General features: G+C 69.2%; 23 protein-coding genes and 2 pseudogenes. 21 read left to right on the top strand and 4 right to left on the bottom strand.

Annotated features, from left to right (window positions below; all coding sequences use genetic code 11):
- Nucleotides 1-18 precede the first annotated feature (18 nt).
- The 7 genes from CDN99_RS04355 to CDN99_RS04325 all read left to right on the top strand — a co-directional run bounded on the left by CDN99_RS04355 (nucleotide 19) and on the right by CDN99_RS04325 (nucleotide 7,111).
- The gene (locus tag CDN99_RS04355) at nucleotides 19-948 is read left to right on the top strand and encodes a branched-chain amino acid ABC transporter permease (protein WP_088382861.1); all 930 of its coding nucleotides are present in this window, start codon (nucleotides 19-21) and stop codon (nucleotides 946-948) included.
- A 56-nt stretch (nucleotides 949-1,004) separates the two neighbouring features.
- Nucleotides 1,005-2,069 carry a branched-chain amino acid ABC transporter permease gene (locus tag CDN99_RS04350; protein WP_088382859.1) on the top strand — a complete coding sequence of 355 codons (1,065 nt, stop codon included), beginning with the start codon at nucleotides 1,005-1,007 and terminating at the stop codon, nucleotides 2,067-2,069.
- Nucleotides 2,070-2,132: 63 nt separating this feature from the next.
- Nucleotides 2,133-3,452 carry an ABC transporter substrate-binding protein gene (locus CDN99_RS04345; RefSeq protein ID WP_088382857.1) on the top strand — a complete coding sequence of 440 codons (1,320 nt, stop codon included), beginning with the start codon at nucleotides 2,133-2,135 and terminating at the stop codon, nucleotides 3,450-3,452.
- 14 nt (nucleotides 3,453-3,466) lie between these two features.
- Nucleotides 3,467-4,324, top strand: a complete 858-nt coding sequence (locus tag CDN99_RS04340; protein ID WP_088382855.1) for an ABC transporter ATP-binding protein — start codon at nucleotides 3,467-3,469, stop codon at nucleotides 4,322-4,324.
- A 157-nt stretch (nucleotides 4,325-4,481) separates the two neighbouring features.
- The gene (locus tag CDN99_RS04335) at nucleotides 4,482-4,772 is read left to right on the top strand and encodes a hypothetical protein (protein WP_088382853.1); all 291 of its coding nucleotides are present in this window, start codon (nucleotides 4,482-4,484) and stop codon (nucleotides 4,770-4,772) included.
- Nucleotides 4,772-6,046, top strand: a complete 1,275-nt coding sequence (locus CDN99_RS04330; protein ID WP_088382851.1) for a phenylacetate--CoA ligase family protein — start codon at nucleotides 4,772-4,774, stop codon at nucleotides 6,044-6,046. Before CDN99_RS04335 ends, CDN99_RS04330 begins: the two co-directional genes overlap by 1 nt.
- A 99-nt stretch (nucleotides 6,047-6,145) precedes the next feature.
- A complete protein-coding gene (locus tag CDN99_RS04325; RefSeq protein WP_088382849.1) occupies nucleotides 6,146-7,111 on the top strand; it encodes a tripartite tricarboxylate transporter substrate-binding protein in 966 nt (321 codons plus the stop codon).
- A gap of 114 nt (nucleotides 7,112-7,225) precedes the next feature.
- Here CDN99_RS04325 and CDN99_RS04320 read toward each other — a convergent pair whose 3' ends face one another.
- The 4 genes from CDN99_RS04320 to CDN99_RS04305 form a co-directional block, all read right to left on the bottom strand.
- Nucleotides 7,226-7,801 carry a hypothetical protein gene (locus CDN99_RS04320; RefSeq protein WP_141100626.1) on the bottom strand — a complete coding sequence of 192 codons (576 nt, stop codon included), beginning with the start codon at nucleotides 7,799-7,801 and terminating at the stop codon, nucleotides 7,226-7,228.
- A 258-nt stretch (nucleotides 7,802-8,059) separates the two neighbouring features.
- The gene (locus CDN99_RS04315) at nucleotides 8,060-8,443 is read right to left on the bottom strand and encodes a VOC family protein (protein ID WP_088382845.1); all 384 of its coding nucleotides are present in this window, start codon (nucleotides 8,441-8,443) and stop codon (nucleotides 8,060-8,062) included.
- Nucleotides 8,444-8,500: 57 nt separating this feature from the next.
- Entirely contained in the window at nucleotides 8,501-8,938 is a 438-nt protein-coding gene (gene dtd, locus CDN99_RS04310) for a D-aminoacyl-tRNA deacylase (protein WP_088382843.1), read from the bottom strand.
- Nucleotides 8,935-9,927: a cation diffusion facilitator family transporter gene (locus CDN99_RS04305; protein WP_088382841.1), complete on the bottom strand. Its 993-nt coding sequence runs from the start codon at nucleotides 9,925-9,927 to the stop codon at nucleotides 8,935-8,937. Before CDN99_RS04305 ends, dtd begins: the two co-directional genes overlap by 4 nt.
- A gap of 71 nt (nucleotides 9,928-9,998) precedes the next feature.
- Between CDN99_RS04305 and argB the strand changes: the two genes are divergently transcribed.
- The 14 genes and pseudogenes from argB to tatC all read left to right on the top strand — a co-directional run bounded on the left by argB (nucleotide 9,999) and on the right by tatC (nucleotide 18,111).
- Nucleotides 9,999-10,913: an acetylglutamate kinase gene (gene argB, locus CDN99_RS29145; protein WP_238139351.1), complete on the top strand. Its 915-nt coding sequence runs from the start codon at nucleotides 9,999-10,001 to the stop codon at nucleotides 10,911-10,913.
- A 14-nt stretch (nucleotides 10,914-10,927) separates the two neighbouring features.
- Nucleotides 10,928-11,653, top strand: a complete 726-nt coding sequence (locus CDN99_RS29140; RefSeq protein ID WP_238139350.1) for a pyrimidine 5'-nucleotidase — start codon at nucleotides 10,928-10,930, stop codon at nucleotides 11,651-11,653.
- 178 nt (nucleotides 11,654-11,831) lie between these two features.
- Nucleotides 11,832-12,518, top strand: coding sequence for a response regulator (locus CDN99_RS04295; protein ID WP_088382839.1), 687 nt, complete (start codon nucleotides 11,832-11,834; stop codon nucleotides 12,516-12,518).
- A gap of 89 nt (nucleotides 12,519-12,607) precedes the next feature.
- Nucleotides 12,608-13,243 (top strand): nucleoid occlusion factor SlmA, encoded by a 636-nt coding sequence (gene slmA, locus CDN99_RS04290; protein WP_088382837.1) that lies wholly within the window; start codon nucleotides 12,608-12,610, stop codon nucleotides 13,241-13,243.
- Nucleotides 13,244-13,309: 66 nt separating this feature from the next.
- Nucleotides 13,310-14,263 carry an ATP-binding protein gene (locus CDN99_RS04285; protein WP_088382835.1) on the top strand — a complete coding sequence of 318 codons (954 nt, stop codon included), beginning with the start codon at nucleotides 13,310-13,312 and terminating at the stop codon, nucleotides 14,261-14,263.
- Nucleotides 14,256-14,744 (top strand): NUDIX domain-containing protein, encoded by a 489-nt coding sequence (locus CDN99_RS04280; protein ID WP_088382833.1) that lies wholly within the window; start codon nucleotides 14,256-14,258, stop codon nucleotides 14,742-14,744. The genes CDN99_RS04285 and CDN99_RS04280 overlap by 8 nt, the downstream gene beginning before the upstream one ends.
- A 46-nt stretch (nucleotides 14,745-14,790) precedes the next feature.
- Nucleotides 14,791-15,183, top strand: coding sequence for a phosphoribosyl-AMP cyclohydrolase (hisI, locus tag CDN99_RS04275; RefSeq protein WP_088382831.1), 393 nt, complete (start codon nucleotides 14,791-14,793; stop codon nucleotides 15,181-15,183).
- 61 nt (nucleotides 15,184-15,244) lie between these two features.
- Nucleotides 15,245-15,616 (top strand): phosphoribosyl-ATP diphosphatase, encoded by a 372-nt coding sequence (locus tag CDN99_RS04270; RefSeq protein WP_088383402.1) that lies wholly within the window; start codon nucleotides 15,245-15,247, stop codon nucleotides 15,614-15,616.
- Nucleotides 15,613-16,035 carry a DUF4870 family protein gene (locus CDN99_RS04265; protein WP_088382829.1) on the top strand — a complete coding sequence of 141 codons (423 nt, stop codon included), beginning with the start codon at nucleotides 15,613-15,615 and terminating at the stop codon, nucleotides 16,033-16,035. Before CDN99_RS04270 ends, CDN99_RS04265 begins: the two co-directional genes overlap by 4 nt.
- A 54-nt stretch (nucleotides 16,036-16,089) precedes the next feature.
- Nucleotides 16,090-16,437: a histidine triad nucleotide-binding protein gene (locus tag CDN99_RS04260; RefSeq protein WP_088382827.1), complete on the top strand. Its 348-nt coding sequence runs from the start codon at nucleotides 16,090-16,092 to the stop codon at nucleotides 16,435-16,437.
- A gap of 146 nt (nucleotides 16,438-16,583) precedes the next feature.
- Nucleotides 16,584-16,811 carry a Sec-independent protein translocase subunit TatA gene (tatA, locus tag CDN99_RS04255; RefSeq protein WP_088382825.1) on the top strand — a complete coding sequence of 76 codons (228 nt, stop codon included), beginning with the start codon at nucleotides 16,584-16,586 and terminating at the stop codon, nucleotides 16,809-16,811.
- An 11-nt stretch (nucleotides 16,812-16,822) separates the two neighbouring features.
- Nucleotides 16,823-17,024: pseudogene (tatB, locus tag CDN99_RS29710) on the top strand (Sec-independent protein translocase protein TatB); the annotation flags it as partial.
- A 125-nt stretch (nucleotides 17,025-17,149) separates the two neighbouring features.
- A pseudogene (tatB, locus tag CDN99_RS29705) lies at nucleotides 17,150-17,305 on the top strand (Sec-independent protein translocase protein TatB); the annotation flags it as partial.
- Nucleotides 17,305-18,111 carry a twin-arginine translocase subunit TatC gene (gene tatC / locus CDN99_RS04245; protein WP_088382821.1) on the top strand — a complete coding sequence of 269 codons (807 nt, stop codon included), beginning with the start codon at nucleotides 17,305-17,307 and terminating at the stop codon, nucleotides 18,109-18,111. The pseudogene tatB (CDN99_RS29705) and the gene tatC, both read left to right, overlap by 1 nt.
- Nucleotides 18,112-18,167: the final 56 nt, after the last annotated feature.

Raw genomic sequence — 18,167 nt, 5'->3', positions numbered from 1 at the left:
CGCATTGGCGGACCGATCATGGGATTCTTTCTGGAAACGGTGTTCGGCGGCCTGATGGCGGGCATGCTGTACGCGCTGGTCGCGCTGGGCTTCGTGCTCATCTTCAAGGCCTCGGGCGTCTTCAATTTCGCACAGGGCGCGATGGTGCTTTTCGCGGCGCTGGCGATGGCGCGTTTCTCCGAATGGTTCCCGGTCTGGTTCGGCTTCGAGAGCCTGCTGCTGGCCAACACGCTGGCGCTGATCGCCAGCGCCGCCTGCATGGTGGCGGTGGCCTGGCTGGTGGAGCGGCTGGCACTGCGCGGGCTGGTCAACCAGCCGGCCATCACGCTGCTGATGGCCACGCTGGGCTTCAGCTACTTCCTGGACGGCGCCGGCCAACTGCTCTTCGGCAGCGCCACCTACAAGATCGACGTGGGGCTGCCCAAGGATCCGATGTTCGTGCTGGAGGGCACCTTCCCGGGCGGTCTGCTGCTCAACAAGGAAGACCTGTACTCGGCCGTCATCGCCGCCGCGCTGGTGGCGGTGCTGACGCTGTTCTTCCAGAAGACCCGCACCGGCCGCGCGCTGCGCGCCGTGGCCGACGACCACCAGGCGGCGCAGTCGATCGGCATTCCGCTGGCGCGCATCTGGGTCGTGGTCTGGTCGGTGGGCGGCATCGTGGCGCTGGTGGCCGGGATCATCTGGGGCAGCAAGCTGGGCGTGCAGTTCTCGATCTCGCTGGTGGCGCTCAAGGCCTTCCCCGTCGTCATCCTGGGCGGCCTGACCTCGGTGCCGGGCGCGATCGTCGGCGGGCTGATCATCGGCGTCGGCGAGAAGCTGTCGGAGATCTACCTCGGCCCGTCGGTCGGCGGCGGCATCGAGAACTGGTTCGCCTACGTGCTCGCGCTGGGCTTCCTGCTGGCCCGGCCGCAGGGCCTGTTCGGCGACAAGATCATCGATCGGGTCTGACATGACCGACCGCCCGCTCGCGCATCCGACCGTGACCCCTCTCAAGGAGACGCTCCGTGCTCTATCGTGAAAACGGTCAGTTCAAGACCAGCTACCGCGCCGACCTGGGGCTGTTCCCGGTGGCCCAGGATCGCGTCGCGATGCTGGTGCTGGCGCTGCTGGCTTTCGTCGCCGTGCCGGCGTTGGCGGGCGACTACGCGCTGCGCGCCGTGCTGATCCCGTTCCTGGTGCTGTCGCTGGCGGCGCTGGGCCTGAACGTGCTGGTGGGCTACTGCGGCCAGATTTCGCTGGGCACCGGGGCCTTCATGGCGGTGGGCGCCTACGCGGCGTTCAACCTGCAGGTGCGTGTCGAGGGCTTGCCGCTGCCGCTGGTGCTGCTGGGCGGCGGGCTGGCCGCCACCGTCTGCGGCGTGCTGTTCGGCCTGCCCAGCCTGCGCATCCGCGGCCTGTACCTGGCGGTGGCGACGCTGGCGGCGCAGTTCTTCATCGACTGGTTCACCAACCGCGTGCGCTGGGTCACCAACGACTCGTCGTCGGGGTCGGTCAGCGTCGGGCCGCTGCAGCTCTTCGGCGTCAGCCTGGAGACCCCCGCCCAGCGTTACCTGCTGTGCCTGAGCCTGGTGGTGATCTTCGGCCTCCTGACCAAGAACCTGGTGCGCGGCGCCATCGGCCGTGAATGGATGGCGATGCGCGACATGGACGTGGCGGCCGCCGTCATCGGCATCCGGCCGGTGCATGCCAAGCTCACGGCCTTCGCTGTCAGCAGCTTCATCGTCGGCGTGGCCGGCGCGCTGTGGGGCTTCGTGCACCTGGGCGCGTGGGAGCCGGCGGCCTTCGGCATCGACAAGTCCTTCCAGCTGCTGTTCATGATCATCATCGGCGGGCTGGGCTCGATCGCCGGCAGCTTCTTCGGCGCGGCCTTCATCGTGTTGCTGCCGCTGCTGCTGAACTACGTGCCGCACTGGTTGGGGCTGCCGCTGTCGACGGCCACGGCCTCGCACCTGGAGCACATGATCTTCGGCGCGCTGATCGTGTTCTTCCTCATCGTCGAGCCGCACGGCCTGGCGCGGCTCTGGTCGACGGCCCGCCAAAAGCTGCGCCTGTGGCCGTTCCCTCATTGAGCGCGCATTGAGTCCACGAGATTTCAAACCGCACCGCAGAGTGCACCACCAGGAGACGACACCATGAGCTTGAAGACCCTCGCGCGCGGCGCGCTGGCCGCGGCCGCGCTGGCGACCGCCGCGCTGCCCCTGGCCGTGCGGGCGCAGCCCGCCACGGAGCAGTTCATCCCGCTGCTGGTCTACCGCACCGGCCAGTTCGCGCCGCTGGGCATGCCCTGGGCGGACGGCAAGCAGGACTACCTGAAGCTGGTCAACGCACGCGACGGCGGCGTGAACGGCGTCAAGCTGGCCTTCGAGGAATGCGAGACCGCCTACGACGCCGCCAAGGGCGTCGAGTGCTACGAGCGGCTGAAGGGCAAGGGCAGCGGCGCGTCGGGCTTCGACACGCAGTCCACCGGCATCACCTTCGCCGTGACCGACAAGGCCTTCGTCGACAAGGTCGTGGTCGAGACGCCGGGGTACGGCCTGTCGCAGTCCGCCGACGGCACGGTCTTCGAGTGGAATTTCCCGCTGCTGGGCACCTACTGGACCGCCGCCGACGTGATGCTGCAGGACATCGCCAAGAAGGAGAAGGGCAGCCTCAAGGGCAAGAAGATCGCGCTGGTCTATCACGACAGCCCCTATGGCAAGGAGCCCATCCCGCTGATCCAGAAACGCGCCGCGGCCGAGGGCTTCGAGGTGTTGCTGTATCCGGTCACGCCGCCGGGGGTGGAGCAGAAGTCGACCTGGCTGCAGATCCGCCAGCAGCGGCCCGACTACGTGCTGTTCTGGTCCGCCGGCGTGATGACGCCGGCCGGCATCCGCGAGGCGCAGGCCAGCGGCTATCCGCGCGAGAAGATCTACGCGATCTGGTGGGCCGGCTCGGACCACGACGTCAAGGACATCGGCATGGGCGCCAAGGGCTACAACGCGATCACGCTGCACAACAGCGCCGCCAGGGACAAGGTCCACGACGACCTGCGCAAGCTGGTCTACGACAAGGGGCAGGGCACCGGCCCGGCCACCGGCGTGGGCACGCTGGCGCACACGCGGGGCATGATGATCTCGATGCTGCAGGTCGAGGCGATCCGCACCGCGCAGGAGAAGTTCGGCAAGGGCAAGGTCATGACGCCGGAGCAGGTCCGCTGGGGCTTCGAGAACCTGAACCTGACGGCCGACCGGCTCAAGGCGCTGGGTTTCGGCGAGATCATGCGGCCGGTGCAGACCAGTTGCGCCAACCACATGGGCAACGACTGGGCGCGCATCGTCCAGTGGGACGGCGCGAAGTGGAACATTGCCTCCGACTGGTACCAGTCGGACAAGACCCACATCGATCCGATGGTCAAGGAGTACGCCGCCAAGTACGCCAAGGACAAGAACCTCAAAGTGCGCAGCTGCAGCTGAGCCCGGACGCCGCCATGTCGACAGCCCCCCACCCCACCTCCTCGCAGCCCGCGACGCCGCGGGACGCCTTGCCGGCGTTGCTCGACGTCAACGGCATCGAGGTCATCTATCACCACGTGATCCTGGTGCTCAAGGGCGTGTCGCTGCGCGTGCCCGAAGGGGCGGTGGTGGCGCTGCTGGGCGGCAACGGCGCCGGCAAGACGACCACGCTGCGCGCCGTCTCCAACCTGCTGGCGGGCGAGCGCGGCGAGGTCACCAAGGGCCGCATCGAGCTGCGCGGCGAGCGCATCGAGCGGCTCTCGCCGGCCGAGCTGGTGCACCGCGGCGTGGTGCAGGTGATGGAAGGGCGGCACTGCTTCGCGCATCTGTCGATCGAGGAGAACCTGCTCACCGGCGCCTACACCCGCACCGACGGCAAGGCCGCCATCGCCCGGACGCTGGAGAAGGTCTACGCCTACTTCCCGCGGCTCAAGACGCGGCGGACCTCGCAGGCGGCGTACACCTCGGGCGGCGAGCAGCAGATGTGCGCCATCGGCCGCGCGTTGATGGCCAACCCGAAGATGGTGCTGCTGGACGAGCCGTCGATGGGGCTGGCGCCGCAGATCGTCGAGGAGGTCTTCGAGATCGTGCGCGACCTCAACCGCAAGGAGGGCACCACCTTCCTGCTGGCCGAGCAGAACACCAACATGGCGTTGCGTTACGCCGATTACGGCTACATCCTGGAGAACGGCCGCGTCGTCATGGACGGCGAGGCCCAGGCGCTGCGGGACAACGAGGATGTGCGCGAGTTCTACCTCGGCATGGGCGGCACCGACCGCAAGAGCTTCCGCGACGTCAAGAGCTACAAGCGCCGCAAGCGCTGGCTGGCGTGATCGAGGTGGGGCCTGCCGGCCCCCCAGTCGACCTGACGGCCGACCGGATGGCGGGACCGACCGCCGGCGGGCTGGATGCCGCGATCGCCCGGCCGGCCGCGAATCGTCGGCGCCAGCCTCGCCGACGGGACTGAATCGAGCAACGAGAGAGCAGTTCATGGACAACGACTTCTTTGCGCCGCCGCCGTTCAAGGCCGAGGAGGCGCTGGTGCAACTCCGCCGCGCGCTGCGCGATCAACGCGGCCTGACCGAGCGCGGCAACACCTGGAGCTTCGAGGGCCAGGAGGTGCTGCAACTGAGCGTCGTCGAGGACCGCATCGACGCGAAGCTGGCCAGGAAACCCGCCCGCAGTCCCGATTGGGACTTGAGGCCCTGCCGCGCCGCCGTCGACGTGCGCAAGCTGCAGGACGAGCTCAAGCGCCGCCTGGCGCAATGGGCGGACGAGTGATGAGCGCCGCGCCCTACGACGCCGCGGAGACGCGCGACCCGGCGGCGCGCGAGGCCGCGCTGATGGCGGCGCTGCCGCTGCAGATCGCCCATGCGCGCGGCAACACCGACGCGTTCGGCGAGCTGCTGGCCGAGGTCGATCCCGCGCAGGTATGCACGCGCGCGGCGCTGGCGCGGCTGCCGGTGATCCGCAAGTCGGAGCTGCTGGCGCGCCAGCAGGCGATCCGCGCGGCGCGGCCGTCGGAGCCGTTCGGCGGCTTCTCGGCGATCGGCTGGCGCGGCCTGCGGCGGGAGGCGGGCGCGCGGCGCGTGTTCCAGTCGCCGGGCACGATCTACGAGCCGGAGGGCCTGGGCCGCGACTACTGGCGCATCGGCCGCGCGTTGCATGCGGCGGGGCTGCGCGCGGGGGACCTGGTCCACAACTCCTTCAGCTATCACCTGACCCCCGCCGGCGCCATGATGGAAGGCGGCGCCGAGGCGCTGGGCTGCACCGTCTTCGCGGGCGGCGTCGGCAACACCGAGCTGCAGTTGCAGGCGATGGCGGAGCTCCGGCCCCAGGCCTACGTCGGCACGCCCAGCTTCCTCAAGATCCTGCTCGACAAGGCGGCCGAGCAGGGCCAGCCGCTGTCGGTCCGCAAGGCGCTGCTCAGCGGCGAGGCCTTCCCCGCGGCGCTGCGCGACTGGTGCGGCGAGCGGGGCGTCGTCGGCTTCCAGTGCTACGCCACGGCGGACCTCGGCCTGATCGCCTACGAGACCTCGGCGCGACAGGGGCTGGTCGTGGACGAGGGCGTGATCGTCGAGATCGTCCGCCCCGGCACCGGCGATCCGGTGCCCGACGGCGAGGTGGGGGAGGTGGTCGTCACCACGCTCAACCCGGATTACCCGCTGATCCGCTTCGGCACCGGCGACCTCTCGGCGGTGCTGCCCGGCGCCTGCCCGACCGGCCGCACCAACATTCGCCTGCGCGGCTGGATGGGCCGCGCCGACCAGAGCGCCAAGGTGCGGGGGATGTTCGTCCATGCCGGCCAGGTGGCGGAGGTGCTGCGGCGCTGCCCGCAGGCGCGGCGGGGCCGGCTGGTCGTCGAGGGCGAGATGGCGCAGGACCGGATGACGCTGCGCGTGGAGCTGGACGGCCCGGTGCCCGAGGGGCTGGCCGAGCGCCTGGCCCTGGCCCTGCGCGACGTCACGAAACTGCGCGGGGAGGTGGCGTTCGTCGCGGCCGGGAGCCTGCCCAACGACGGAAAAGTCATCGAGGATTCAAGGAGGTTCGATTGAACCGACGGCGTGCTTACGTAGTTTCCGCTAGCCGCACATGCGGCGGTGGGCCTAGCATCCGCGCCATCAACCACAACCTCCTCCGAGGAAGAGACAGCCATGAAGAAGACCTTGCTTGCCTGCGTCGCGGCTTTCAGCGTCGGTGCCGCCTGGGCCGAATATCCCGACAAGCCGGTGACCATCGTCGTCCCCTTCGCGGCCGGCGGCCCGACCGACAAGGTCGCCCGTGACCTGGCCGAGGCGCTGCGCAAGCCGCTGAACGCCACCATCATCATCGAGAACGTCGGCGGCGCCGGCGGCACGCTGGGCGCGACCAAGGTCTCCAAGGCCGCGCCGGACGGCTACACGCTGCTGCTGCACCACATCGGCATGTCGACCGCGCCCGCGCTGTACCGCAACCTGCAGTACAAGACGCTGGACGACTTCGAGTACCTGGGCCTGATCAACGAAGTGCCGATGACGCTGATCTCGCGTCCCAGCCTGCCGGCCAACAACTACGCCGACATGGTGAAGTGGCTGGACGCCAACAAGGGCAAGATCAACCTGGCCAACGCCGGCCTGGGATCGGCCTCGCACCTGTGCGGCCTGCTCTACATGAGCACGCTCAAGATCGACATGACGACCGTCCCCTACAAGGGCACCGGCCCGGCCATGACCGACCTGATCGGCGGCCAGGTCGACATCATGTGCGACCAGACCACCAACACCACGACGCAGATCGACGGCGGCAAGGTCAAGGCCTTCGCGGTGACCACGCCCAAGCGCCTGGGCGGATCGCTGGCCAAGCTGCCGACGCTGGACGAGTCCGGCATGAAGGGCTTCAACGTCACGATCTGGCACGGCATGTACGCTCCCAAGGGCACGCCCAAGCCGGTGCTGGAGAAGATCAACGCCGCCCTGAAGGCCGCGCTGAAGGACGCCGAGTTCCACAAGCGCGAGGAAGCGCTGGGCGCCGTCATCGTGACCGACAACCGCGTGAACCCGGCCGAACACAAGAAGTTCGTCGAGTCCGAGATCAACAAGTGGACGCCGGTCATCAAGGCGGCCGGCCAGTACGCCGATTGAGCGTCGACTGATCGCCGACGGATCCCCGGTGCCAACCCGGGGACTTGCCGGTGACCGCCCAGACCCGCCGCCGGCGGGTCTTTGCTTTGCAGCGGCCGAAGCTCGCGCGGCCGCTCAGGCGTTGTTGGTGCCGGCGGCGTCGAACCGCGCGCGCTGCGCGGGAGAAGGCGGGCGCGAGGACGCGCAGGGCTCCCGCTCCACCCTGTCCGCCTCGTCATGCAGGCGCCTGGCGGCGGCAATCGCCGCTTGCACGGCGGGCAGCGCGTTCGCGTCGTCGGCATGTTCGGGACGGATCGCTTCCAGCTCGGCCAGGGCCTGCTGCCGCAGCGCGAATCCGGGCCCTCGATGAGGGGGTGTTCCCAGGACCAGCTGCAGGTGATCCGCCTCCCGGAAGGCTTCGATCAGGTTGGCGGGGGGCGCTTCCAGCAAGATCACCCCCAGGACGTCGGCCGCCTGGCGCTTGGTCCGGCCTTCCTCGATGGTCAGCTTGAGCAGCGAACCCATCTCGGCGCGCCATGTCTGTAGCGCGTCGAGTTGCGCGGCGTCCCGCGTGGGTGTGTACCTGGCGAGGGTGGCGGCGGCCTTCAAGGTGTCCGCGCGTCGCTCGGTCTGGCATCGGCCGTCGAAATCGCAACCGGTCAAGGCCTCCTGAAACAGCCGATGGCATTGCTCGATGTCGTCGATCAGCATGAGGCCCGTGGCGGACTCCATCGCGGCACATCGGTCGAGCATCGGTTGGGTCGCGACCAGCAGCGCGGCGTGGCGGTCGGGCGGCCTTGCGCTTTCCCAGGTGCCAATGCCGCCAGGCGACGGCGCAATGCCTATCGGCATGTGAAGGGTGGGGATCGGAAAAGACATGGCGCGCTCCTGGTGTGAATCAAGCGCGCTGAGTGGCGCGGTCGACAGGTCGGGCGCGCCCGATCCGTCACCGCGCCGGCATGGTCGTGCTCAGGCGGGCGCGCGGCACACCACCGCCAGCTTGTTGCCTTCAGGATCGCGGAAGTAGGCGGCGTAGAAGTTCGGCCCGTAGTTCTCGCGCGGGCCCGGGCGGCCTTCGTCGCGGCCGCCGTTGGCCAGCGCCGCGGCGTACACCGCGTCCACCTGCGCACGCGTGGAAGCCGCCAGCGCCAGCATCGCGCCGTTGCCCGCGCTCGCGTCCAGGCCGTTGAACGGCTGCACCACCCAGAGCTGCGTCTGGCCGCCCTCGGGGCCGTAGCCGACCATCTCGTCGTCGGCATAGCCGGGCTTCAGGCCCAGCGGCGCGAGCGTCGCGTCGTAGAACTCCTTCGCCGCGCGGCGGTCGTTGCTGCCCAGGGTCACGTAGCTGATCATCGTTGGCTCCTTTTTCTCGGGGGTGCGTGCTTGCGGTCTTGCAGGGAGGGGCGCCGGTCACATCCGCATCGGGATCGTCACCGGGCCGTCGTTGACCAGGCTGACCTGCATGTCGGCGCCGAATTCCCCAGTGTGCACGACCGGATGGTGTTCTCGTGCAAACCTGACGACGTGGTCGTAGAGGCGGCGCCCCAGTTCCGCCGGTGCGGCGCCGGTGAAGCTGGGCCGGTTGCCGCCCGCGGTGTCGGCCGCGAGGGTGAACTGCGAGACGATCAGCAGTCCGCCCCCCACGTCCTGCAGGCTGCGGTTCATCTTGCCGGCCTCGTCGCCGAAGATGCGCAGCTTGAGGATCTTGGTCAGCAACTTCTCGGCGACGGACTCGTCGTCTTGCGGCTCGGCGCAGACCAGCAGCAGCAGGCCGGGGCCGATCTCGCCGGTGCAGCGGTCGCCGACGTCGACCCGGGCGCGCCGTACGCGCTGGAGCAACGCGATCATGGGCGAGCCCCGCCGTCGGCGGGGACCGTGGGCGGCAGGCCCGCCGGGGACGCGGACACCGAGGCCGCGCCCGGCGCCGATGACGGCGGGCCACCGCTTCCGGTCCCTTCCGCCATCTCGGCGAAGCGCGTCTCGACGTTCATCGGCAGCAACTGGATGCTGGCGCGCAGGCCGGGCAGGGCGCGCATCAGCGCCTGCTCCACCTCGCCGCGCAGCGCGGCGGCGTGACCGAGCGTCCAGCGCGCGGGCACGTGCAGGTGCAGGTCGACATGGCGCTGCTGACCGGCCACGCGCGTGGCGACGTGGTCGAAGCGCAGGTCCGGCGATTCGAAGCCGGCCAGCACGGCGGCGATCGCGCGCTGGTCCTCGGGATCCAGCGCCTGGTCCATCAGGCCGCCGGTGGAGCGCCACATCAGGTGCACCGCCTCGCGCAGGATGTTCAGCGCCACCAGGATCGCCAGCAACGGGTCCAGCCAGGTCCAGCCCGTCAGCATCACGCCGATCAGGCCGACGACGACGCCCACCGACGTCCACACGTCGGTGAAGAGGTGGCGCGCGTCGGCCTCCAGCGCGATCGAGCGGTGCTCGCGCGAGGCCCTGAGCATCACCCACGCCAGCCCGCCGTTGATGGCCGTACTGACCAGCGACAGCGCCATGCCCAGGCCGAGCTGTTCGAGCGGCTGCGGCGCGCGCAGCCGCTCGACCGCGGCCCAGCCGATGCCCAGCGCGGCGATCAGGATCAGCGCGCCCTCGAAGGCGCTGGAGAAGTACTCGGCCTTGTGGTGGCCGAAGGGATGGTCCTCGTCGGGCGGCCGGCGGGCGATCGTCACCATGGCCAGCCCGAAGAGCGCGCCCACCAGGTTCACCCCCGATTCGAGCGCGTCCGAGGCCAGGCTCACCGAGCCGGTCCACCACCAGGCGGCCGTCTTCAGGGCGATGGTCAGCACGGCCACGGCGGCCGAGAGCTTGAGGTATTGCTGCACTTGCATGGTTTCGATTTTGCCGGTCCTAGAATGCCGCCTGTTCCGTCCCACCCCCTCAGCCCCTTCCGGACTGCACCATGAGCAACACCCCGCCCGTCCACGACGCCGACCTGAGCCACATCCCGCCGCGCGACAAGGCCGAGCTGCTGTCCCAGGCGCTGCCCTACATCCGCAAGTACCACGGCAAGACCATCGTCATCAAATACGGTGGCAACGCGATGACCGACCCCGCGCTGCAGCAGGACTTCGCCGAGGACGTGGTGCTGCTGAAGCTGGTCGGCCTGAACCCCGTCGTCGTGCACGGCGGCGGTCCGCAGATCGAGGACGCGCTCAACAAGCTCGGCAAGAAGGGCCACTTCATCCAGGGCATGCGCGTCACCGACGAGGAGACGATGAGCGTCGTCGAATGGGTGCTGGCCGGCGAGGTGCAGCAGGACATCGTCGGCCTGATCAACGTCGCCGGCGGCAAGGCGGTCGGGTTGACCGGCCGCGACGGCGGCATGATCCGCGCCAAGAAGCTCAAGCTGATCGACAAGGACGACCCGGCCAAGGAGCACGACGTCGGTTCGGTCGGCGACATCGTCGCCATCGACCCCAGCGTCGTGAAGGCGCTGCAGGACGACCAGTTCATCCCCGTCATCAGCCCGATCGGCTTCGGCGAGAGCAACGAGAGCTACAACATCAACGCCGACGTCGTCGCAGGCAAGCTGGCCGAGGTGCTGAAGGCCGAGAAGCTGGTGCTGCTCACCAACACCCCGGGCGTGCTGGACAAGCAGGGCAACCTGCTGACCGACCTGTCGGCGCGCGAGATCGACGAGCTCTTCGCCGATGGCACGCTGTCGGGCGGCATGCTGCCCAAGATCGCCTCGGCGCTCGACGCGGCGCGCAGCGGTGTCAAGGCGGTCCACATCATCGACGGCCGCGTGCCGCATGCCATGCTGCTGGAGATCCTGTCGGAGCAGGCTTACGGCACGATGATCCGCTCGCACTGAGCGGCCCGGTCGCGTTGGCCCGCCTGCCGCCCCACACCCGCCGCGACCGTCGTCGCGGGCGTGGCGCGCCGCTGGCGGGCGCGCGCCGCCGCGGCGACGGCGTCTGGCTCTTCGACCTGGACGACACGCTGCATCACGCCAGCGGCGGCTCCTTCGCCGCCATCGGCTCGGCGATGAACGACTACATGGTCCGCCACCTGGGCCTGGACATCGACGCGGCCAAGGCCCTGCGCGACCGCTACTGGCGGGCCTACGGCGCGACGCTGATGGGGCTGATCCGCCATCACGACATCGACGCCGCGCACTTCCTCGCCGAGGCGCATGCGCTGCCCGGGCTGGAGGCGCTGCTGCGCGCCGCGCGGCCCGACCTGGCGTGGCTGCGGCGCCTGCCGGGCCGCAAGGTGCTGCTGACCAACGCGCCGCAGCGCTATGCCCAACGTGTCCTCGAGGCGCTGGGCATCGCGCCTTGCTTCGAGCGCGTGCTCAGCGTCGAGCACATGCGCATGTTCGGCCACTACCGACCCAAGCCCGACGCGCGGATGTACGCGCATGTCTGCGCGCAACTGCGCCTGGCGCCGTCACGCTGCACGCTGGTCGAGGACAGCGCGCCCAATCTGAAGACCGCCCATGCGCTTGGCATGCGCACGGTCTGGATGCGAGGCTGGATGCCCACCCGGACGCGGCGCCGCCCCGCGTATGTCGACCGGCGCGTCAGCCGGCTACGCGATCTTCGCCTTTGAACCACACCCCATCCCCCCTCGATGAGGGGGTGCGGGCCGTCGCGGGATCGCGATTTGCTGGTGCGGCCTTCGGCCGAACGACCTGTCCAAGGTCATACCACTGCAAGCTGGGGATTGCCGCTCAAACCCGTGACAACCCAGAATGCGCCGGAACGGCTCCAAAGCCGTGAGGGATTGCATGTCACTATTCAGCGTCTTGATCGTCGAGGACCAGCTCCGGTTCCGCGAAGCCTTTGCCCACGCCCTCGAAAAGGCGCCCGACATCCGGCTTGTCGGCATGGCCACCGACCTGCCGCAAGGCCGGAAGATGTTCGATCAGACGCGTCCCGACGTGCTGCTGGTCGACCTCGACCTGCCCGGCGGCAGCGGCATCGAGTTGATCCGCCACGCGGCCCACGTCGCGCCCGAGTGCGAGGTGATGGTCATCTCGGTCTTCGGTGACGAGCAGCACGTGCTCTCCAGCATCGAGGCCGGCGCGACCGGTTATCTGCTGAAGGACTCGCTCGCGCTGGACCTGCCGGGCCAGCTGCGCTCGCTGCGCGCGGGCGGCAGCCCGATCAGCCCGGTGATCGCGCGGCGGTTGCTGTTGCGGCTGGCGCCGCAGAACGGCCATGCGCCGCGCGGCTTCGGGGAATCGGCGCCGATGCCGCTGGTCGACGAGCAGGTCGTGGCGCTGTCCGAGCAGGAGTCCCGCGTCCTGCACCTGGCCGCCAAGGGCTTCACCTTCGACGAGATCGCGCAGTTCATGAACGTGTCGCCGCACACGATCATGACCTACGTGAAGCGCACCTACCGCAAGCTGCAGGTGCGCTCCAAGGTCGAGGCGATCTACGAGGCACGGCGCCTGGGCTGGCTGCGCGACTGACGCTTCCCGGGCCGGCGTACGCCGTCCGGCACGCTTCGAAGGAGCGATGGTCGGCTGTGCCAGAATCGCCGCACACTCCGGCCTCCCCCATGCAAACCAGCCCCCCTGACGCGGACTCCGCAGCGACCAAGTCCGCCGAGTTGCCGCGCAAACGCCTCAAGCCGGGGGAGCGCCGGGTGCAGATCCTGCAGACCCTGGCCAGCATGCTGGAGCAGCCCGGCGCCGACCGCGTCACCACGGCCGCCCTGGCGGCGCGCCTGGAGGTCAGCGAAGCGGCGCTCTATCGCCACTTCGCCAGCAAGGCGCAGATGTTCGAGGGGCTGATCGAGTTCATCGAGACCAGCATCTTTTCGCTGCTCAACCAGATCGCCGAGCGTGAGCCCTCGGGCCTGGCGCAGGCGCAGCGCATCGTCACCGTGCTGCTGCAATTCGGCGAGCGCAATCCCGGCATGACCCGCGTGATGGTCGGCGACGCGCTGGTGTACGAGAACGAACGGCTGGTGGCGCGCATGAACCAGTTCTTCGACAAGGTCGAGTCGTCGCTGCGCCAGGCCCTGCGCTCGGCGGCGGAGGCCTCCGGCTCCAGCACGCCGACGGTGGAGGCGCAGGCGCAGTCCTCGGTGCTGGTGAGCTTCATCATCGGCCGGCTGCAGCGTTATGCGCGCTCGGGCTTCAAGCGCCTGCCGACCGAGCAACTGGATGCGGCGCTGCGAATGCTCGCTTGATCGGACGTGAACGCGCGCGCCGCCTGGCGCCCGATTTCACCTGGCCCGGCCTCTAAACTCGGCGCCATGTCCGACGTCCTCACCCCCCTCGATGCCCTGCTGCGGCGTGCCGACGCCCTGCTGAATCGCCTGGAGGCCGTGCTGCCCCAGCCCCTGACGCCGCCCGACTGGGGCGCGGCCGTCGCGTTCCGCTACCGCAAGCGCGGCGCGAGCGCGCGGCTGGAGCCGGTCCGGCATCTGTCGGCGATCCGGCTGGGCGACCTCAAGGAGGTCGAGCCGCAGAAGGAACGCCTGCTGCGCAACACCCGCCAGTTCGTCCAGGGCCAGCCCGCCAACAACGTGCTGCTGACCGGTGCCCGCGGCACCGGCAAGAGCTCGCTGATCAAGGCCTGCCTGAACGAGTTCGCCGACCAGGGCCTGCGCCTGATCGAGGTCGACAAGGCCGACCTGGTCGACCTGCCGGACCTGGCCGACCTGATCGCCGATCGGCCCGAGCGTTTCGTCATCTTCTGCGACGACCTCAGCTTCGACGAGGGCGAGGCCGGCTACAAGGCGCTGAAGTCGATGCTGGACGGCTCCGTCGCCGCCGCCACCGACAACCTGCTGATCTACGCGACCAGCAACCGGCGCCACCTGCTGCCCGAGCAGATGAAGGACAACCTCGGCTACAAGCACGCGGAGCGCGACGGCAACGTCGAGGTGCATCCCGGCGAGGCGGTCGAGGAGAAGATCTCGTTGTCCGAGCGCTTCGGCCTGTGGATCAGCTTCTACGGCTTCAGCCAGCAGGAGTACCTGGCGATCGTGGCGCAGTGGCTGTCGCATTTCGGCCTGGACGCCGCGCGCATCGAGGCCGCGCGCCAGCCGGCGCTGGTCTGGGCGCTGGAGCGCGGCTCGCGATCGGGCCGCGTGGCCTATCAATTCGCCCGCGACCTGGCGGGCCGTGGCGGGGCCGACGACAGCGTGGCCCCGGCACCGCGCCCGGCGGACGACGCCGCGCCGGAAGGACTGGACCATGTCTGAACGCGTGAACCAAACCGCCAGCCCCCACAGCCCCGTCGCGGCGACCGACCGCGTGCCCGTCGAGGTGGCCGTCGGCGTGCTGGTGCGGCGCGACGCCCACGGCCGCGAGACGGAGTTCCTGATGACGTCCCGCCCCGAGGGCAAGGTCTACGCCGGCTACTGGGAGTTCCCCGGCGGCAAGCTCGAGACCGGCGAAACCGTCGAGCAGGCCCTGCGCCGCGAGCTGCACGAGGAACTGGGCATCACCATCGCCGCCGCGCACCCGTGGAAGATCGAGCTGATGGAGTACCCGCACGCCAAGGTGCGCTTGAACTTCTGCAAGGTCTACGACTGGCAGGGCGAGTTCGAGATGCGCGAGCACCAGGCCATGAGCTGGCAGAGCCTGCCGGTGCAGGTGGCGCCGGTGCTGCCGGGCACGATCCCGGTGCTGCAATGGTTCGCGGCCGAGCGCTTCCACGTCGGAGCCACCCATGTCGTCTGAAGGTTCGAGGGCCGTTCAAGGCGTGGCCGGGGACTACACTGCCGCGATGGACTGGCTGGATCAGATCAAGTGGGACCGCGACGGGCTGGTGCCCGTCATCGCCCAGGAGCAAGGCTCCGGCGACATCCTCATGTTCGCGTGGATGAATCGCGACGCGCTGGCCCGCACCGCGGCGCTGGGCGAGGCCGTGTACTGGAGCCGCTCGCGCCAGAAGCTCTGGCACAAGGGCGAGGAGTCCGGCCACGTGCAGCAGGTCCACGGCATCCGCCTGGACTGCGACAACGACGTCGTGCTGCTGACCATCACCCAGCACGGCCACGAGCCCGGCATCGCCTGCCACACCGGCCGCCACAGCTGCTTCTTCCAGAAGCTGCAGGACGGGCAGTGGACGAGCGTCGAGCCGGTCCTGAAGGACCCGGCCAGCATCTACAAGCCCTGAAGATCCGCGTCCAGACACCATGAGCGAGCGCCAGACCGTGCCATCGTCCGATTCCTCCGCCATGCCGCCGGCTTCGGCCACGGCCTCCGTCGCGCCGTCCGGTGACGACGTGCTGGCCCATCTGGGGGAGATCGTGGCACGGCGTCGCGCCGAGGGCGATCCGGACAAGAGTTACGTCGCCAAGCTGTTCGCCAAGGGCCTGGACCAGATTCTCAAGAAGGTCGGCGAGGAGGCCACCGAGGTCGTCATCGCCGCCAAGGACGGCGACCCGCAGAAGCTGGTCTACGAGGTCGCCGATCTGTGGTTCCACTCGATCGTGGCGCTGGCCGCGCTCGATGTCCGTCCCGAGCGCGTGCTGGCCGAGCTGGCCCGCCGCGAGGGGCTGTCCGGCCTCGAGGAATTCGCCCGCAGGGGCACGAAGGAGGGTGCATGACCGATTCCGCCGATCCCCGCGTCGATCCGAGCGTCGACAGCCGGCCGACCGTGCTGCTGGACCCGGAGCGCGAGGCCAGCCTGCGCACGATCGGCGTGATCAGCTACGTGCTGCACGCCATCGTCGCCATCGGCGCCTTGCTGCCCGGCGTGCAGGCCAGCATCGTGTTGCTGATCGTGGCGGTCATCGTCGACCTGGTGAAGCGCGACGACGCCGCCGGCACCTGGCAGGCCAGCCATTTCTCGTGGCGGCTGCGCAGCGTGCTGTGGTGCGGCATCCTGTACATCGTCACGATCCCGCTGTGGTTCCTGTTCGTGCTGCCGGGCTGGATCGCCTGGTGCGCGATCTCGATCTGGTTCCTGTACCGCATCGTGCGCGGCTGGCTGGCGATGAACGACCGCCGGCCGATGCCGGTATGACGAACGTCCGCGCGCGTCTTTTCCGATCCTGAACGTCCTCCGCCTCGCGTCACCATGAGCCACGACCCCAACTGCCTCTTCTGCAAGATCGTCCAGGGCCAGATTCCGTCCCGCAAGGTCTACGAGGACGACGACGTGCTGGCCTTCCATGACATCCACCCGTGGGCGCCGGTGCACATCCTGCTGATCCCCAAGCTGCACATCGCCAGCATGGTGGACCTGGGCCCGGAACATGCCGCGCTGATGGGCAAGATGACGGTGCTGGCGCCGCGGCTGATGAAGGAGCTGGGCGTCACCAACGGCTTCCGCACGCTGGTCAACACGGGGGCGGACGGCGGCCAGGAAGTCTTCCACCTTCACATGCATGCGATCGGGGGGCCGCGCCCCTGGTTGAAGGGCTGAGGATCGGCCCCACGTGGCTGGCGTCGTTCGCCCATCGGGCGGCGTCTGGCCGGTAAGCCGCTACTGCGGGCAAGGGATGGCGTAGATCGCCACGATGCCTGTCATCTGCGGACCGTAGAATTTCGGATTCCTCTCAGGAGAACGTCATGGGTAGTTTGAGCATCTGGCATTGGCTGATCGTGCTGGTCGTCGTGATCGCCGTCTTCGGCACCAAGAAGCTGCGCAACGTGGGCGGCGACCTCGGCGCCGCGGTGAAGGGCTTCAAGGACGGCATGAAGGACGGCTCGACCGACGCGCCGCCGCAGCAGGTCGCGAACACCAACAAGGCCGCCGACCCGAACACGGTTGACGTCGACGCCAAGACCCATCGCTGAGCGCGACGGGCATGGTCGATTTCGGCTTCGACAAGCTGGCCCTGATCGGCGCGGTCGCGCTGGTCGTGCTCGGCCCTGAGCGCCTGCCGCGCGTCGCGCGGACGGTGGGCCATCTGCTGGGCAAGGCGCAGCGCTACGTGTCCGACGTGAAGGCGGAGGTGAACCGGTCCATCGAGCTGGAAGAACTCCAGAAGATGAAGGGCCAGTTCGAGACCGCCGTCAGCGACGTGCATTCGAGCGTCAGGCAGGAGATGGACTCGGCGAGCCAGTCCCTGCAGTCGACCTGGTCCGACCTGTCCATCGACGGCACGGCGCCGGACGGCACGATCGGCGGCGCGTCCGGCCCGGTGCCCGTCTACGCGCACCCGAAGAAGAACTGGCGCGTCAAGCGCGGCGCGACGCCGGTCTGGTACAAGCAGCGGCAGGGCGTGCGTCGCCATGCCCAATCCGGCGCGGCCCGCGTGGCCCGCTTCCGTCCCCCAGGCCGAGCCTAATGAGCAGCCCCAAAGAAGACGAACTGGCCGGCACCGAACAGCCCTTCGTGTCCCACCTGATGGAGCTGCGCGACCGGTTGATCCGGGCGATGCTGGCCGTCGGCGTGGCGTTCGGGCTGCTGTGCTTCTGGCCCGGTCCCGGCGGCCTGTTCGACCTGCTGGCGGTGCCGCTGGTGTCGCACCTGCCGCAGGGGTCCTCGATGATCGCGACGAACGTGCTGTCGCCGTTCCTCGTCCCGCTCAAGATCACGCTGCTGGCCGCCTTCCTGCTGGCGCTGCCGGTGGTGCTGTACCAGGTCTGGGCGTTCGTGGCGCCGGGCCTGTACTCGCACGAGAAGCGGCTGGTGATGCCGCTGGTGGTCTCCAGCACCTTGCTGTTCTTCTCGGGCGTGGCGTTCTGCTACTTCTTCGTGTTCGGCAAGGTCTTCACCTTCATCCAGAGCTTCGCGCCGAAGAGCATCACCGCCGCGCCAGACATCGAGGCCTACCTGGGCTTCGTGATGAACATGTTCATCGCCTTCGGCGCCGCCTTCGAGGTGCCGGTGGTGGTGGTGGTGCTGGCGCGGATGGGCCTGGTGACGGTGACGCAGCTTAAGCAGTTTCGCGGCTACTTCATCGTGCTGGCCTTCGTCATCGCGGCGGTGATCACGCCGCCGGACATCGTCTCGCAGCTCGCGCTCGCGATTCCGATGTGCCTGCTGTACGAGGTGGGTCTCTGGGCCGCCAATGCCTTCGCCCGCTACACGCGGTCGCCGGATGCCGAGGCGCAGGCCGAGGCGGAGAAGCGTGGCGGCACCACGCCCTGACGGCGCCGCGCCGATGACGCCGCCGCCATGAAAATCGCCGCCCTCGGGCGGCGTTT

It is taken from the genome of Roseateles aquatilis, assembly GCF_002205645.1.
GTDB classification, from domain to species: domain Bacteria; phylum Pseudomonadota; class Gammaproteobacteria; order Burkholderiales; family Burkholderiaceae_C; genus Roseateles; species Roseateles aquatilis.
This window is presented reverse-complemented; position numbering and strand designations above follow the sequence as displayed.

Bases quoted from the DNA above. Each gene is read 5' to 3' on its own strand.
- CDN99_RS04295 (WP_088382839.1), top strand. From the start codon at position 11,832: ATGTCACTATTCAGCGTCTTGATCGTCGAGGACCAGCTCCGGTTCCGC.
- CDN99_RS04260 (WP_088382827.1), top strand. From the start codon at position 16,090: ATGAGCCACGACCCCAACTGCCTCTTCTGCAAGATCGTCCAGGGCCAG.
- CDN99_RS04265 (WP_088382829.1), top strand. From the start codon at position 15,613: ATGACCGATTCCGCCGATCCCCGCGTCGATCCGAGCGTCGACAGCCGG.
- CDN99_RS04345 (WP_088382857.1), top strand. From the start codon at position 2,133: ATGAGCTTGAAGACCCTCGCGCGCGGCGCGCTGGCCGCGGCCGCGCTG.
- CDN99_RS04285 (WP_088382835.1), top strand. From the start codon at position 13,310: ATGTCCGACGTCCTCACCCCCCTCGATGCCCTGCTGCGGCGTGCCGAC.
- CDN99_RS04325 (WP_088382849.1), top strand. From the start codon at position 6,146: ATGAAGAAGACCTTGCTTGCCTGCGTCGCGGCTTTCAGCGTCGGTGCC.
- CDN99_RS04330 (WP_088382851.1), top strand. From the start codon at position 4,772: ATGAGCGCCGCGCCCTACGACGCCGCGGAGACGCGCGACCCGGCGGCG.
- CDN99_RS04305 (WP_088382841.1), bottom strand. From the start codon at position 9,927: ATGCAAGTGCAGCAATACCTCAAGCTCTCGGCCGCCGTGGCCGTGCTG.
- CDN99_RS04270 (WP_088383402.1), top strand. From the start codon at position 15,245: ATGCCGCCGGCTTCGGCCACGGCCTCCGTCGCGCCGTCCGGTGACGAC.
- CDN99_RS04340 (WP_088382855.1), top strand. From the start codon at position 3,467: ATGTCGACAGCCCCCCACCCCACCTCCTCGCAGCCCGCGACGCCGCGG.
- CDN99_RS04280 (WP_088382833.1), top strand. From the start codon at position 14,256: ATGTCTGAACGCGTGAACCAAACCGCCAGCCCCCACAGCCCCGTCGCG.
- hisI (WP_088382831.1), top strand. From the start codon at position 14,791: ATGGACTGGCTGGATCAGATCAAGTGGGACCGCGACGGGCTGGTGCCC.
- tatC (WP_088382821.1), top strand. From the start codon at position 17,305: ATGAGCAGCCCCAAAGAAGACGAACTGGCCGGCACCGAACAGCCCTTC.
- CDN99_RS04315 (WP_088382845.1), bottom strand. From the start codon at position 8,443: ATGATCAGCTACGTGACCCTGGGCAGCAACGACCGCCGCGCGGCGAAG.
- CDN99_RS04355 (WP_088382861.1), top strand. From the start codon at position 19: ATGGGATTCTTTCTGGAAACGGTGTTCGGCGGCCTGATGGCGGGCATG.
- dtd (WP_088382843.1), bottom strand. From the start codon at position 8,938: ATGATCGCGTTGCTCCAGCGCGTACGGCGCGCCCGGGTCGACGTCGGC.
- argB (WP_238139351.1), top strand. From the start codon at position 9,999: ATGAGCAACACCCCGCCCGTCCACGACGCCGACCTGAGCCACATCCCG.
- CDN99_RS04335 (WP_088382853.1), top strand. From the start codon at position 4,482: ATGGACAACGACTTCTTTGCGCCGCCGCCGTTCAAGGCCGAGGAGGCG.
- slmA (WP_088382837.1), top strand. From the start codon at position 12,608: ATGCAAACCAGCCCCCCTGACGCGGACTCCGCAGCGACCAAGTCCGCC.
- CDN99_RS04320 (WP_141100626.1), bottom strand. From the start codon at position 7,801: ATGCTGATCGACGACATCGAGCAATGCCATCGGCTGTTTCAGGAGGCC.
- tatA (WP_088382825.1), top strand. From the start codon at position 16,584: ATGGGTAGTTTGAGCATCTGGCATTGGCTGATCGTGCTGGTCGTCGTG.